Origin of the sequence: Chitinophaga skermanii (genome assembly GCF_003259335.1) — a bacterium.
Taxonomy (GTDB): domain Bacteria; phylum Bacteroidota; class Bacteroidia; order Chitinophagales; family Chitinophagaceae; genus Chitinophaga; species Chitinophaga skermanii.
This window is the reverse complement of record NZ_QLLL01000007.1, coordinates 32,528-47,154: the sequence shown is the minus strand read 5'-3', so window position 1 is coordinate 47,154 and position 14,627 is coordinate 32,528. Positions and strand designations below refer to the sequence as shown.

The following is a 14,627-nucleotide window of genomic DNA, read 5'->3' as shown; positions in this document are numbered from 1 at the left end:
AATTGTAAATAGCTTTTTTTGTGACATTAAACCTGTGATGCATGCCATACAACGCTTTCCCAAAGTTTTCTGCAGCTTTTAACTTAACGAATATTAATGCCCAGCAGTTCTTAGCACTGGCTTTCCGCGCGGCGAAGAATTTACATTGGAACGTAACGGCATTGAATGCCAATAAATTCACCGCTGTAAATCCTGCTTACCCGGGATTTGAAGTGGTGGTGTATGCATCTATTTCCAGGGGCTCTATCACTAGTTTTGCGTTGCAAGCAGATACCAAAACGGCTGTTAGAAACAATCAATATATTGCCACGTCTATTTCGGACGAGATACAGGCTATTTCGGGCAATATTCACAGTGCAGAAGAAAGTAGTGATTTACATTATGCCTTCCAGCATGCGGTAGAACAATATAAAAAAGAGGGGAAAGATAATCCAAAGCAATCGTACAACCTTTTCAAAAACCTAGTAGGCATTGTAATTCCGGGAGAAAACTACACCATTACCCCTATAATTATAGGGTTGAACATTTTGGTATTCCTAGTGATGTGTATGAGTGGTGTAAGCTTTATTTCACCTACCGTAGAAGAATTAGTGAAGTGGGGTGGGGTGAACCGGTTTTTGGTATTGGAAGATGGGGAATGGTGGCGTTTGTTGACAGCCGCGTTTTTACATGGTGGTATTCTGCATATTGGGTTTAACATGTATGCCTTCTTCTTTGTGGGGGTATTACTGGAACCTGTATTAGGAAAACTTCGATTTAGTGCAGCCTATCTTTTATGCGCTTTAACCTCGTCGTTCGCCAGTATTTGGTGGCAATCTAACTCGGTAAGTGTTGGTGCTTCCGGTGCCATTTTCGGGATTTACGGGGTTTTATTGGCCTTGTTAGTAATGAACCATCATATTGCAGATTATAACCGTAATAGTTTATTAAAGAGTATTCTCTTTTTCATTGTTATCAACATCTTCATCATCGGCAATGCAGCCGGCATTGATAATGCAGGCCATATTGGTGGATTAGTTGGCGGCGTTGTGATTGGATTTTTGTATACCCTCAGCTTAAAAAAGCCTGAAAACAGGGGCCTTTATTATGGCACAATTGTATCGGCTGTTATTCTTTTTGCTTCTGCTGGATATTATTTGTTGGAGCGCCTGCATTAAACTTTAGGATGTGCCCGGTTACCATAAGTGGTACCCAAAGCTGCGCATTTTTCTTGTCGTAATAAATATCGGCAGGGCCGGGTAAATCGTTTTCTTTGAGCACTTTTGCTTCACCGGATTGAATGTTCACTTTTAATAGTCGGCCGCTTGGCGCAGAGAAGTCGACCCAATCCGATAATAATACATGTTGTGCATCTACCCATTGCATACCATCGAAAATGCCATTTACATGGGGAATTGTATCGATTTTGATGGGTTGGTGTTGAAGATATAGAATATAAAGTCCGCCTTTCTGCTCACCGTTTCCCATCGCGTTTACGGCGAGGCGCTGCGTAGTAGGATCGTAGTCGATACCGTTAATACCAGCAATAACAGGAATAGGAAGTGCCTTGATATTTTTTGATTTCCGTAAACTCAACTCATAAATAACCCCTTGATCGGTGGCGGTTACAAACACGCTGGTATCGTTTCTTCTTACCACATCGTTCAAAAAGGTAGCGCCTACGCGTTTTCCGAAATTGATGCTATCGATTAAAGCGCCTAAACCCAATGCCAGTCCTTTTATACAATCAATATCCGCTATCCATAAATTACCTTTTACAATAGCCGCACCTTTGGGGGCATGCAAGGGGAACTTCGCAATATTACGGTCGATAATATTTCCATTTAAATCGGCTTTCACAATAGCACCGTCGCCATCTTTAGCGGTAGGCGTTAGTTCTTTTCCTATATCGGAGATATATAGAAAAAGGGTGTTACCGGTAATACTCTCTGGATGTTGTAGACCGGTAAACACTTGGGCATGGGCAGCTTGGGCAACGATTAATAACACGATAAAATGGAGTAACTTTTTCATAACTAGCGATTTAGCGGTGATAGTACAACGGGGCACCATGGGTTTGGTTCATTTAAAAATACATATTTGCGGAATGGATTTCTATCGTATTTTAATAGAAATTATATCATTTAACCCATACCCTTTATCTATGAAGCAGTTATTTACATTAGGACTCGGAGCCATTATATTGGCTACTGCTAGCTGTCATTTTCCCTCCACTTCGAAGGAAGCATCCCAACCCATCAGCGATTTGGCCATCAATAACTTAAAAGGGAAGGTAGAGAGCTATACGAGTAAAGGCTACCTTCAACCACAATTCAAGAACAATCAATGGGAGGTGGCAGATTCACTATTGGAGTATGAACAAAAATTATTCTTTAACCGCGATGGCTATACAACGCAACTCCAGGAACGGAATTGTTTACCACAATTGTATACGTGTTATGCGAGCCGAACAACAAACTTCTTCAAAGAAAAGGTTAAGGATAGCTTCAGCATTGAAAACAGCTACTATGCTATTACTTACCGGGGAAAATATACTTGGTTAGGCGATTCTTCCTTCACTTCGGTAACAAAAGATTCTTTGGGAAATGAAACGGTACGTGTAAGCTATCGTCGATTCCCGGCATATGATTCTATGCATGCCGTGGTATCGAACCAGCCTGGCGACCAAGTACAACAAACTACCCTTGTACAACGAAATACGCAAGGAGAGGTGGTATACAAAATAGTAACCATGCCCGAACTTAAGTTCCGCGACACAATTTTTTACGAGGTGTTACAACGTGATGCCAAGGGTAATATGACGCGTTATTTAACCCGCGGTAAACAAGATGGCGTGAAGCTTCACTTGGCAACATATCAATATTACCAATAAGATTTTAACAAAACATAAGCACAATAAATAGTACTTATGTGGAACAAAGCGCTGAACGAAGGTGTTTTTGTCGAACTAAAAAGCAACAATTCATGAAAGGGCTCATATACTTCTTACTAACCGGGTTATTTTTTGTAGCCTGCAAAAATGATCATCGCACAGCTTGGCAAGAGCAAGGCCTGAAAGGCAAAGTGAAGGAACGCCGTATTGCTGTAATGGAGATTGATTCCAATCGCGCCACAGCACCATCCGACACGGTGTGGAAGTATAAAGGCACTGCGAAGTTCAACTTATCGGGGCTATACGATTCCACCTTGTTTACCTCGATGTTGAATGATTCCACCTTGTATAGCGAAAGAGTAGTGTATAAGTATATGAATCACACTTTAGAGGAACAAGATATATCTCGTAAAACTACGGGCGAGGAAACGGAAACTTTACATGGCAAAGTGGAAAGCTTGAATGATTCTACGACCGAGGTGCGCTTTTATAAGAATGATGTATTGTCGGAAATAAAGTTGATGACGTTGAATGAAAAGGGTTACGTACACAACAGTGTATACAAACATTTCGGTCAATCGGGGCTCGAATACATCGCACATTTTGAATCGTTGTATAGAAAAGACGACAATTACCCGTACGTTACGATTACCCGGGATTCGAGCATTAGCATAGGAAGTGATCACCCCCCGAGAGAGAGAAAGTTTACCGTGATGAGCCGAGATAAAGCGGGGAATGTGCTGGATGTGGTGTGTGAAGAAGCGGGAAAAAAGATGCTGATGCGTTATTCTTATGAATATTTCAAATAGCTGAAACCCTTTGTAGTAAAGGGGAAGCAAAAAAATATTGTATAATTCCAGGTAAAGCGCTAATTTGCCGACAGTTTCAAAAATGTATTTTATGACAAAATTGCTTTCAGTTTACGAGGTAGGTAATCAAATTGGCTCTGTAATGAGCATTGCGCTTGTTGTACTTTTTGGTTTGATGGTACTGTACGCTGCCGTTAAATACGTTAAACGTTAATTCTATAGGTTTTGTACCTATTCACATATTTCGAAAGGTCGGTTCTCACGAATCGACCTTTTTTTATGTAAAAAGGCGGTCTCTACTTTGTAGAAACCGCCTTTTGCTAAACATGCACTGGGCATATATTATTTCTTCAATTCTTCTTCGATCATTTTCTTCAGATCTGGTGAAGATGGGCGAGGAGAGTCGATAGACACTACATTACCTTTTTTATCGAACACCATGAATCTAGGAATACCGGTGATGTTATAGAATTTTGTGATTTCGCTCCAACCGGTTGCAAAAATTTGGATACCTGCGAGTTCTTCTTTCTTTACGAAGTCGATCCATTTTTGTTTGTCTTTTGCTTCATCTACAGACACACCTACGAACGTAACATCTTTACCTTCCATTTCTTTCTCTAATTCTTTTAAGAAAGGAATTTCTTTTTTGCAAGGGCCGCACCAAGTAGCCCATACATCCACTACAACTACTTTACCTTTTAAATCACTGAAAGCCACTTCTTTACCATTTGTATCTGGGTATTTGAAGTTATAACCTGCGGTGCCTTTTTTGAAAGAACGTAAAGATCTTTCAACTTCGTTATAAGCATCGATTTGGTTCTTTGTTTTCAACAAACCTTTGACTGGTTCAACAGCTGTTGCTAATTCTTCGTAAGTTTTGTAGCGGGTGATAGAGTTAAGGATGAACATAGCTTTTACATCATCCAAACCGAATAATTTCACGTTTTCGGCTAATGTAGGCATCGTAGGTTTTTCCTTACTAGCTTTCATTTTAGTGGTAAAAACGTGCATAACGTATAAGCTAACATAATCCTTCGCATAACCGATTTTCATGATGTTAGGGTTGGTAAATTTCACATCTTGTGCGATGGTTTTGTAGTACGCGGGTTTATCTTCTTCCAGTGGGTGCTTGCTGCGTGGGGTATACAATAAATGCATAGCTGCATATTCGATATCCGCATCTACAGTGTATTTTAATAACTCGTTGAAGTTTTTATTAGGTGTATTGATGCCTTTTTTGAAGGTAGTAACCTTTGGCAAAAGCGCTTCTAATACAGGGAAAACTTCGTCGTACGTGTAATTGCCTTTCCAGAACTGGTGTGCAGGGCGAGCCAATGGATTAATGGCTTTTTCCCATTCGTATAACTTTTTGTTTTCAACAGAACCAGCTTTTAACTCGGCACCATCGTCGTGTAATACGATCGACAATTGATCATTATTTTTCAAGTAAACACGGGCCAAATCCTTCTCACCCGCATCACCTATGTAATAATATCCTTCAGTTACTTTAGTTAAGGCGAACGCAAATTGTTTGTCTTCTACATTTACAGTAGCAACTTTTACGCGGTGACCGTCTTCTGTTTTGAATAATGTGATTGAGTTGATTTTTTCATTGTCAACCTGTCCTTGGATGACAGTTGGGCCGACAACCGGCGCTGCACATACGGGTACAATACCCCACGCAGCCAATGCTACAAGCATCAAGCGGAGCTTTTTCATTTTCTTTTTTTAATGGTGGTAATTAAAATAAAACATGGCCAAATTACAGAAAGCCTAGAACATATGTGGCTAAAAATGTCTAGCGGTTTAAAATGATATAAAAATGGCAATCACCTGCTAGCACTATTCGGTAAGGTCCTGGCATCTTTATAACTTTGCAGCCATGGAAGCATCGCAGGGCAGAATTTACACCCTTCAGTTTATTTTATTATGTATTAGTAATGTACTTTTTTCGGCCAGTTTCAACATGATGATCCCCGAGTTGCCGGCATACCTTACTCAACTGGGTGGGGCCGATTACAAGGGTTATATTATTGGGTTGTTTACTTTAATGGCAGGCCTTTCTCGCCCGTTTAGCGGAAAGCTTTCCGATACCATTGGCCGTGTACCTGTGATGATCTTCGGCTCGCTTGTTTGTGTTGTTTGTAGCCTGTTGTATCCACTTGTGAGCTCTGTGTTCGCATTTTTACTGCTCCGCTTCTTTCACGGTTTTTCCACGGGATTTAAGCCAACGGGCACATCTGCCTATGTAGCCGACATTGTACCGTTTAACCGTCGTGCCGAGGCCATGGGCATGGTTGGGTTGGCGAGTACAATAGGGCTGTCGTTAGGTCCTTCGATCGGTGGTTGGATGTCGAACATGTGGGGAATTCACACCATGTTCCAAGCATCGGCAATGTTTGCGCTTTTATCGGTGGTTATTTTGGTGGGAAGTATGAAGGAAACTTTGCAAAACAGGCAACGTTTTTCATTCAAATTGTTAAAAATCCAGCGCAATGAAATCTTTGAGCCATTGGTGATAGGGCCGATGGTGGTTACCTTTCTTACTTATGTTAGTTATGGGACCTTGCTGACTATTATTCCTGATTTTTCTGCGCACTTGGGTGTACAGAACAAGGGTTTATTTTTCACCTTCTTCACGGCGAGTTCCATTGGTATACGTTTATTGGCGGGTAAATCTTCAGATAAATGGGGGAGGGTTCCGATTTTGAAGATATCTTCCGCCATGCTAGCCGTTTCGATGGTAATGCTAGCCATGTCGGGTTCTCCTAATATGATGTTGGCCGGTGCGCTTGTGTATGGAGCAGCATTGGGGTTGAATTCACCTGCTATTTCTGCATGGACGATTGACTTGGGCGATCCTATGCACAAGGGTAGGGCATTGGCCTCGATGTATATTGCATTGGAGGCAGGTATTGGAATTGGTGCTTATTTGAGTGCTTTTATTTTCCACAATGATCCGAAATACTTTGCAATTACATTCTATTTGAACGCTGCTATTACTGTGTTTGCAACAGTATACCTAATGTTTATTTACCCTGGCAAGCAGCGATTACGTAATACCCATTAATTATTGCCTTAGCCCTCGTTCGAACATAATTTTATTCAAGAAAATGGCTGCGATGCTAGCGGCTCGGTGTTTTGCTAATTCAGCTTTTTCACCACGGAAAAGCTCGTCAATTGTACCTCTAAATAATATCACCCAACGCTCAAAGTGAGCTTCGCCAACCGGTAAAGGACGGTGATGGGCAAATGGATTACCAACATATTCACTATTCCCAAATAAAATACCGCCCCAGAATAGGTACATCCTTTCTAAGTGAGCGGGCCATCTTTCGGCCGGGATTTTACTATCGAAGATGGGCGCCAATAAATCGTCTTGCCTTACTTTATCGTAAAAGGCATTCACAAAAAGCACAACATCTTCTTTGGTGGCTATATCTTTCATTGTACAAAGTTCCGCAATGGGGGTGATGTAAACCATGATTTCTGTCACTTTAACAGAAACGCGCATCCATAGCGTGTAGGCAGCTTTGGGTGCGCGTTTCGAAGGAAAAGAAGAGAGCTTATGCGCCAATATGACGAGCGAAGCCTATTTCATCACGGGATTCGTTTTCCCATTCGATGATTTCTTCTAAGAATTTCTCCATATACTGATGAACGATGGTAGCATCTACATGTTCGGGATCGAGGGTTTCCAGGGTAAAATTACGTGCTGGACCTTCTTCCAAACCTTCCAACAAAGGCATTGATACCCATACAACCACTTGCCCGGTACGTGTTTGAGAAAACGACAAAAATCCACCTACGCGCATTTTATTCACTAAGTTGATCTCCGATTTTTCTACGATACCCGTTGGCATAGGGTTGAAGGCGATGAATACTGATTCTAAATTGATCAGCATATCATTCACATTTACACTCCAATTCAGTTTAATTTTCTCTGCTATTTCGTTCAAAGTAGCCAGCACCAGTGGTTTGGTAACTGTCTGCCATTGCTGCCTGCGCTGTTCTACACGCTGCAACGATGTAATAAGGTCGTTGGCCAATTTTTCTATCGCGCTCGTCGATTCCATGGGAGGCTTGTTTTTTGTTAAGTACATCCAATTTAATTAAACATTCTCAATAGGCGTAAAAAAAGGGCAATTGAATTCAATTGCCCTTTTTCTTTTATACTAACGTTAGTCTTATAGTTGCTCGTATAATGCGCGTAACTTCTCGCGAGTCATGATTGATTGCCAATCTTTACCCAAGGCATTTTCCCAAAGTGGCGCCATACCCAAAGATACGTCGATCATTTTGTTGAATTGCTCATCGGTTAAGTCTTTACAAATTCCTTGTGGAATATCGATGTTATGCTTTTTCACCATCTCTTTAAACTCTTTCACACCGGCTGGGTAGTATTCTTCTAGTTTGTCGAATACGATACAGTTGCCTACACCGTGTTTAGTGCCTAACAAGTAGGATAAACCATAGCTCACAGCGTGTGCTACACCTACTTGTGAATAAGCAATGCTCATACCACCGGCGTAAGAAGCCATCATTAATTTTTCATCTGCATCATCATCCCAATTGTCTTTTTCCAAGAAAATTTCTTGGCACAATTGCAAAGCTTTTTCACCATAAGAGCGACTGAAAGCGTTGAGGAATGTACCTTCTAATGATTCGATACAGTGAATATAGCAGTCCATTGCCGTGTAGAAACGTTGGTTCACCGGTGCATTTTTGATCATTTCTGGGTCTAGAACAATTTGATCAAAAGTGGTAAAGTCGGAATTCATACCCAATTTGCGGGTTGGCCCAGTCAATACACAAGTACGGCTTACTTCGGCCCCTGTGCCCGATAAAGTAGGAACACCTACTTTGTAAACACCGCGTTGTTGTACCAAGTCCCAACCTTGATAATCGGCTGAAGATCCGGGGTTCGTCATCATTAAAGCCACAGCTTTCGCCATGTCCATTGTAGAACCTCCTCCTACACCGATAATACCGGATACTTCGCCGAATTCGGCCTTAAGTTGATCGCGTAATGCATCAACAACCGTGGTTTTAGGTTCGTGTGTTACATCAATGAATACAATTTTGTCTTTGCCTTGTAACGGAATTTTCGCTAACCAAGGCTGGTTTCCTTCAAAAAAATGATCAACAAAGAAGATCATCGGAGCATCGCCTTTACGGTGAGGAGCGATGATTTCGTCGATTTGAGCGAATGCGCCGCGGCCAAATATTACATGACCTACCAGCTTGAAATTTCTAAATTTCATGTTGATTAATAAGTGTTGTAGGAATATTTGTTACAATCTGTCGTTTAGCAGGCCCATGCTGTTGGCCTACTGTTTTTATGTTACAATGCAATGATAGGGGGGAAAAGTACTTGTAGTTTCCTACAAGTACTTTTCTGCTTTTATAAGATCTTCTGGTGTGTCGATTTCAACTGTTGTGAATTCTGATACCACCATTTTCAATGGAATACCGTGTTCTAAATACCGGAGGCATTCAACTTTTTCCGCGGCTTCCAATGGCGTGATTGGCCAACTTGTGAACTTGAGTAATGCTTCTTTGCGGAATGCATATACACCAATATGTTCGTAATACGTTGGTTTTACAGTTTTATCACGGTGATAAGGAATAGGGCTACGGCTGAACATCAAAGAGTTGAAATTCAAGTCTACCGCTACTTTTACATAGTTTGGATCTTGAATATATTGCTCTTCATGCAATTCTTGCATAAGAGACGCTACCTGTACGCTTTTACCTTCTTCGCCTTCGAAAACTTGTAAAAGTTTTTCCATTGGTTCGCGGGTGATGAAGGGGGTATCACCTTGAACATTCACAACAATATCCACGTCTAAATCCGCTACCGCTTCCGCGATACGATCTGAGCCGCTTTCGTGTTGTTTTTTACTGAACATGGCTTTACCACCATGGGATACGACTTCGTTATACAATATTTCGCTATCGCACACCACGATTACATCATCGAAAACCCCGGTTGCTACAGCACTATCGTAACAGTGCATAAGAACCGATTTTCCCCCCAGCTGGGCCATGAGCTTACCCGGGAAGCGGGAAGCAGCATAACGAGCCGGAATCATTGCAATTTTTTTCATTCGGTGTTGTGTTGTTATATCAATTCTGCCCGTAACGGGTCAATTAAAACATGTTGATAATTACAGCACACTTTGAACAGCAGCTACTAACTTGGCTGCACGTTCGATGGTTTCTTCAGCCGACCATGCAAGGTTGATCGGGGTAGAGATACAACGGCTCATTACCGCATCTGAAGCTGGGAACTCTTTCGTAGTATAAACATCCAACGCTGTTTGCAATTCTTTTGCATACGGCGTTAACGTTTGGCTGTTTTTGAAATGCGCCCAGTTGCGGATGTAATGCCAGTTGTTATCGTACCAATAGAAGCTTGGCAAGCCTGCTGCTTTAATGGCAGCATTGGCGTTACGTGCTTTTTCTTCTGTTGGTAAGAAGAATGACAAGTGTGTAGCTGTATCGCCAGCTGGATCAGGAATGCGACGGAAAGTTACACCTGGCACTTCTGCCAATGCATTCTTCATCACTTCCTTATTGTTACGAAGGATGGCTAAGAACGTATCGATTTTACGAATTTGTGCAAGACCAACTGCGGCATGGAGTTCAGAAATGCGGTAGTTGTAACCGATAAATGGGTGCAAATCAGCACCACGATCAACACCTAGATGGTCGTGACCATGATCTGAATAAGCATCGCTTTTTAAGTACACATCTTCGTTGTTAGTAATAACAGCACCGCCTTCTGCGCAAGTGATGGTTTTTACGAAATCGAAAGAGAAAGTACCCGCATCACCAATGGTTCCAAGTGCACGGCCTTTATATTGCCCAGCAAATGCTTGGCAAGCATCTTCCAACAAGATTAATTTATGTTCGTCGCAAATAGCCTTCAACTCGTCGAGTTCTGCCATAGAACCACACATGTGTACCGGCATCACTACTTTTGTTTTTGGCGTAATCGCCGCGCGAACAGCTTTAGGATCGAGGGTTAATGTATCGTCAACGTCCACTAAAACGGGTGTTGCACCTACCGAAACAACCGACTCGAAGCTGGCTACGAACGTGAAAGTGGGCATAATTACTTCATCCCCGGCACCAACGCCTAAGGCAGCAAATGCGGTGGTTAATGCAGCCGTACCGCTACTGGTAAGTTGCGCGTACTTTACATCCAACCGGTCGCAAATCTCTTGTTCTAATTCTTTTGCTTTCCAAATTCCTTTACGTGGACCATCGAATCCATAACGCATGTAGATGCCTGTTTCCAAGACATCATTCACTTCTTTTTTTTCTTCTTCACCAAAAAGTTCGTACCCGGGCATAATTTAGTCTTTTTAGGTAGGTGGATAATTTTTGTTTGGCAAAGGTAGTATAAACCAATTATGCATAACTCTAAAAAACTGTTTATCTTTTGCAAAAATTTTACATGCGTTTCTTCTCTATTCTCTTGACTATGGTCGTTTTCGTGGGATTATCGTCTGCGAAAGCGCAAAACAACGACGAGCAGCAAATCCGGAACATTTTAAAGGCTCAGAATGAGGCTTGGAATACTGGTAACTTGGAATCCTTTATGGAGCCTTATTGGCATTCCGATTCGTTAATGTTTATCGGGAAAAGCGGGGTAACATACGGCTGGCAAGCAACCCTCGATAATTACAAAAGGGGCTATCCAGATAAAACCGCAATGGGCAAACTTACATTTACCTTCATTCAATTCAAGCCTATTTCGAAAGACACTTATTTTGTAGTAGGAAAATGGCATTTGGCTAGGACTATTGGCGATTTAGAAGGTCATTACACCTTGCTATGGAAGAAAATTAAGGGTAAATGGAATATTGTGGCCGATCATAGTAGCTAACTCATCTATTATAACATAAAAACCTCTCAAAGCTAAACGCCTTGAGAGGTTTTGAATTTTTATATGCTTGTTGTTTGTAAGTATTAGTCTTCACGGCGTGCGCCGGGTCCTAATGAATACATGAAACCACTTATTAACGACATAACCAAACTAAACAGCAAAGCCCACCAGAAGCCATCTACTGTAAAGCCCGACACTAATTCGCCGGCCAGCAAGATAATGCAGGCGTTGATCACAAAAATGAACAAGCCTAAGGTAAATACCGTTACCGGCAAGGTAAGCAACAATAAAACCGGGCGAACCAGTAGGTTTAATACCCCTAACACAACTGCCAGAATAATAGCTGCCATGAAGTCTTTAATGTGTACCCCAGGTAACAAACTTGCCGTAACGAATGCCGCCAAGGCGTTAATAAGTAAGCGTATGAGTATATTCATAAGATGCGTATTTCTCTATACTAAATCAAAAACCTTACCGAACCAATTACACTACTACTAACTCGTAAAAATCAGTCTTGTTCAAATATTGCTGTGCTAAACGTTGTATATCTTTAGCGGAAATGGTTTTGATGGTCTCGATATTTTGATAGAAATAGTTCTCATCAAGATCATTCAGAATCAAGCTTTTCCAACGTTGAATAACTTGGAAGGCACCATCGAGATCACCCAAGGTTAAGCCTAACATGTAGTTACGTACTAAGCTTAATTCTTCCTCGTCGACTAACTCGTTTTGCATGCGCGCCATTTCGTTATACACTTCTGTAATGGTGGCTTCGCATACGTCGCGCCCTGCTTCTGTTGTGATGTTTAACGCGCCTACTTGTCGGAAATTATAAAGTTGCGAATGAATGCCGTATGTGTACCCTTTTTCTTCGCGAATATTACTCATTAACCTTGAACCGAAGTAACCACCGAAGATGGTATTCATAAAACGAAGTTTCATGAAGTCGGGATGGTAGCGGTTCGGCATAGGACGGGCAATGCGAATGGCACCTTGTACACCATTCTCGTCGTTCGAAATTCTATAGATTTTCTCATCAGCAGGCTGAATAGGTAAATCGAGACGTTGAATTGTTGATTCGCCATTCCACTTCGTAGTACCGAAATAATGGTTGAGTAACTGTTGGAAGTTTGCCGGTAAATGTCCTGCTACAAAGATTTTACAGTTGTTATACGTGTAATGCTTTTTATAGAAGGCTCGTAAAGTTTCGCTTTGCAAAGCGTCATACGCCTCCATGCTGCTAACACGGCCATAAGGGTGGAAGCTACCAAACAAGTATTGATCGATATAGCGGTTTGCTACAAAGTCGCATTTCTGCAAACTTACTGTAAGCTTTTGCTTAAAAATTTGTTTAAAGGTAAGCAACTCCTCTTCCGAGAATGCAGGATCTAGTACTACTTCTTGCAAAACAGGCATCAAAGATTCGATGTGTTTGCTAAGTGAGTGCATTACATAGCTGCCCCATTCGTGGTGAACGCTACGGTTGATATATGCGCCGTAATATTCGATGCTTTCGTTGATTTCGAGAGCAGAATGAGTGCTACTGCCGTTCTTCATGAGGAAATTTGTAGCGAAAGCTTCTTGGGATTGCGATTCGAACCATGTTCCTGAAGGAAAAACGAGTTCTAACTGCAACGTTTCTTGTTCGTTTGAAGGCATCACGTAAACGGGAATGCCATTATCAAGCGTATATGTTTCGTAAGGTTTGAGTTTTAGATCGAAATCTACCGCGTCTTTAAAAGCAGGCGCTTGGCTTCTATTTAACATTAGCGATTGTTTAGAAACTGAAAAATTTGCTGCTTAGTTATTTTCAGCATAATAGTAGAGCGTGTTCGTGTTATTGGGTTGAAATACGATATTAGCTTCCTTGTGAATATCGTCGACAGAAACGCGTGCATAATTTTCGAATTCAACATTCATCATGTCTACATTCCCCAATAACTCGTAAAATGCAAGGTTATTTGCGCGGCTCATCAAGCTCATATCTTCGAAGGCCAGCATACTTTCAACCCGGTTCTTTACTTTCTCAAGTTCTCTTTCCGGTACTTTCTCGGTGCGTAGTTTTTCTATTTCTTCTTCTAAAGCCTTCTCAGCATCTTCCATTTTCACACCTTTCAACAATTTACCTTCGATAATTAACAACCCGGCATCATTAGACCCGTAGTGGTAAGCGTCGATACTGCTGAACAATTTTTTCTCTTTTACCAACACTTGGTGTAGGCGAGCAGAAGAACCACCGCTTAGAACGTCCGACATTAAATCTACGATATAGTAGCGTGGGTCGAGGCGCGGGTAAATGTGATACGCTTTGTACAAAGCATCTAATGGTACTTTCGCTTTTATTTCGAGTGTATGAGGCGCGGTTTGAGCAGGTTCGGTTGGTAAGTTACGGTTGTATTTTTCGCCTGCCGGGATATCGCCAAACCATTTCTCTGCTAACAATTGCACTTGTGCTGTTGTAACATTTCCTGCTACACATACAACCGCGTTTAACGGCCTGTAGTGTTTGAAGAAGAAATCCTTTACATCCTGCAATTTAGCATTTTCAATATGCGACAATTCCTTACCAATCGTCATCCATTTATACGGATGCGTGCTATACGCCAACGAACGGATTTTCGATTGTACATCACCATAAGGTTTGTTGATGTAGTGTTCTTTGAATTCCTCGCATACTACCTTTCGTTGCACTTCTAAGCTTTTTTCAGAAAAAGCCAACGATAACATCCTATCGCTTTCTAACCAAAACGCTGTTTCAATGTTTTCGGCAGGTAGTTGTATGTAATAATTGGTGAAGTCGTTTGTTGTATAAGCATTATTTTCTCCACCGGCCATTTGCAGTGGCTCGTCGTAATCGGGAATATTAACCGATCCGCCGAACATGAGGTGTTCGAATAAATGCGCGAATCCCGTTTTGTTAGGATCTTCGTCGCGCGCCCCCACATCATACATCACATTCAAAACAGCCATGGGCGTAGTATGATCTTCATGAACGATCACGCGTAACCCGTTCGACAGTGTAAATCTATTAAAGTGAATCATATCCAGA

The 14,627-nt window shown here is 41.6% G+C and carries 16 protein-coding genes; 6 read left to right on the top strand and 10 right to left on the bottom strand.

The window, feature by feature from the left end; genetic code table 11:
• Positions 1-41 precede the first annotated feature (41 nt).
• A complete protein-coding gene (locus tag LX64_RS18375; RefSeq protein WP_111599160.1) occupies positions 42-1,157 on the top strand; it encodes a rhomboid family intramembrane serine protease in 1,116 nt (371 codons plus the stop codon).
• Here LX64_RS18375 and LX64_RS18370 read toward each other — a convergent pair.
• Positions 1,108-2,013 (bottom strand): hypothetical protein, encoded by a 906-nt coding sequence (locus tag LX64_RS18370; RefSeq protein WP_148707376.1) that lies wholly within the window; start codon positions 2,011-2,013, stop codon positions 1,108-1,110. The genes LX64_RS18375 and LX64_RS18370 overlap by 50 nt on opposite strands.
• A gap of 130 nt (positions 2,014-2,143) precedes the next feature.
• Between LX64_RS18370 and LX64_RS18365 the strand changes: the two genes are divergently transcribed.
• From LX64_RS18365 to LX64_RS26365, 3 genes are all read left to right on the top strand, one after another.
• Positions 2,144-2,872 carry a hypothetical protein gene (locus tag LX64_RS18365; protein WP_148707375.1) on the top strand — a complete coding sequence of 243 codons (729 nt, stop codon included), beginning with the start codon at positions 2,144-2,146 and terminating at the stop codon, positions 2,870-2,872.
• 92 nt (positions 2,873-2,964) lie between these two features.
• Positions 2,965-3,681 carry a hypothetical protein gene (locus LX64_RS18360; RefSeq protein ID WP_111599157.1) on the top strand — a complete coding sequence of 239 codons (717 nt, stop codon included), beginning with the start codon at positions 2,965-2,967 and terminating at the stop codon, positions 3,679-3,681.
• 91 nt (positions 3,682-3,772) lie between these two features.
• Positions 3,773-3,895, top strand: a complete 123-nt coding sequence (locus tag LX64_RS26365) for a hypothetical protein (RefSeq protein ID WP_262511794.1) — start codon at positions 3,773-3,775, stop codon at positions 3,893-3,895.
• Between the two features lie 128 nt (positions 3,896-4,023).
• Here LX64_RS26365 and LX64_RS18355 read toward each other — a convergent pair whose 3' ends face one another.
• Complete coding sequence (locus LX64_RS18355) at positions 4,024-5,400, bottom strand: TlpA family protein disulfide reductase (RefSeq protein ID WP_111599156.1); 1,377 nt, start codon at positions 5,398-5,400, stop codon at positions 4,024-4,026.
• A 163-nt stretch (positions 5,401-5,563) separates the two neighbouring features.
• On the opposite strand from LX64_RS18355, the gene LX64_RS18350 reads away from it, so the two are divergent.
• Entirely contained in the window at positions 5,564-6,751 is a 1,188-nt protein-coding gene (locus LX64_RS18350; protein WP_111599155.1) for an MFS transporter, read from the top strand.
• Here LX64_RS18350 and LX64_RS18345 read toward each other — a convergent pair whose 3' ends face one another.
• From LX64_RS18345 to LX64_RS18325, 5 genes are all read right to left on the bottom strand, one after another.
• Positions 6,752-7,195 (bottom strand): group III truncated hemoglobin, encoded by a 444-nt coding sequence (locus LX64_RS18345; RefSeq protein WP_245952729.1) that lies wholly within the window; start codon positions 7,193-7,195, stop codon positions 6,752-6,754.
• A gap of 52 nt (positions 7,196-7,247) precedes the next feature.
• On the bottom strand, positions 7,248-7,757 hold the full coding sequence (locus LX64_RS18340; RefSeq protein WP_148707374.1) for a hypothetical protein: 510 nt from the start codon (positions 7,755-7,757) through the stop codon (positions 7,248-7,250).
• A 111-nt stretch (positions 7,758-7,868) separates the two neighbouring features.
• Positions 7,869-8,945 carry an iron-containing alcohol dehydrogenase family protein gene (locus LX64_RS18335; protein WP_111599153.1) on the bottom strand — a complete coding sequence of 359 codons (1,077 nt, stop codon included), beginning with the start codon at positions 8,943-8,945 and terminating at the stop codon, positions 7,869-7,871.
• 120 nt (positions 8,946-9,065) lie between these two features.
• Complete coding sequence (gene kdsB, locus LX64_RS18330) at positions 9,066-9,791, bottom strand: 3-deoxy-manno-octulosonate cytidylyltransferase (RefSeq protein ID WP_111599152.1); 726 nt, start codon at positions 9,789-9,791, stop codon at positions 9,066-9,068.
• 60 nt (positions 9,792-9,851) lie between these two features.
• Entirely contained in the window at positions 9,852-11,042 is a 1,191-nt protein-coding gene (locus LX64_RS18325; RefSeq protein ID WP_111599151.1) for a DegT/DnrJ/EryC1/StrS family aminotransferase, read from the bottom strand.
• 89 nt (positions 11,043-11,131) lie between these two features.
• Between LX64_RS18325 and LX64_RS18320 the strand changes: the two genes are divergently transcribed.
• Positions 11,132-11,578 (top strand): YybH family protein, encoded by a 447-nt coding sequence (locus tag LX64_RS18320; RefSeq protein WP_245952726.1) that lies wholly within the window; start codon positions 11,132-11,134, stop codon positions 11,576-11,578.
• 83 nt (positions 11,579-11,661) lie between these two features.
• On the opposite strand, the gene LX64_RS18315 is transcribed toward LX64_RS18320, so the two are convergent.
• Genes LX64_RS18315 through LX64_RS18305 form a run of 3 tightly spaced genes read right to left on the bottom strand, consistent with a single transcriptional unit; the run spans position 11,662 to position 14,620 of the window.
• Entirely contained in the window at positions 11,662-12,015 is a 354-nt protein-coding gene (locus LX64_RS18315; RefSeq protein WP_111599149.1) for a phage holin family protein, read from the bottom strand.
• Positions 12,016-12,061: 46 nt separating this feature from the next.
• Complete coding sequence (locus tag LX64_RS18310) at positions 12,062-13,345, bottom strand: M16 family metallopeptidase (RefSeq protein ID WP_111599148.1); 1,284 nt, start codon at positions 13,343-13,345, stop codon at positions 12,062-12,064.
• A gap of 33 nt (positions 13,346-13,378) precedes the next feature.
• On the bottom strand, positions 13,379-14,620 hold the full coding sequence (locus LX64_RS18305) for a M16 family metallopeptidase (protein WP_111599358.1): 1,242 nt from the start codon (positions 14,618-14,620) through the stop codon (positions 13,379-13,381).
• Positions 14,621-14,627: the final 7 nt, after the last annotated feature.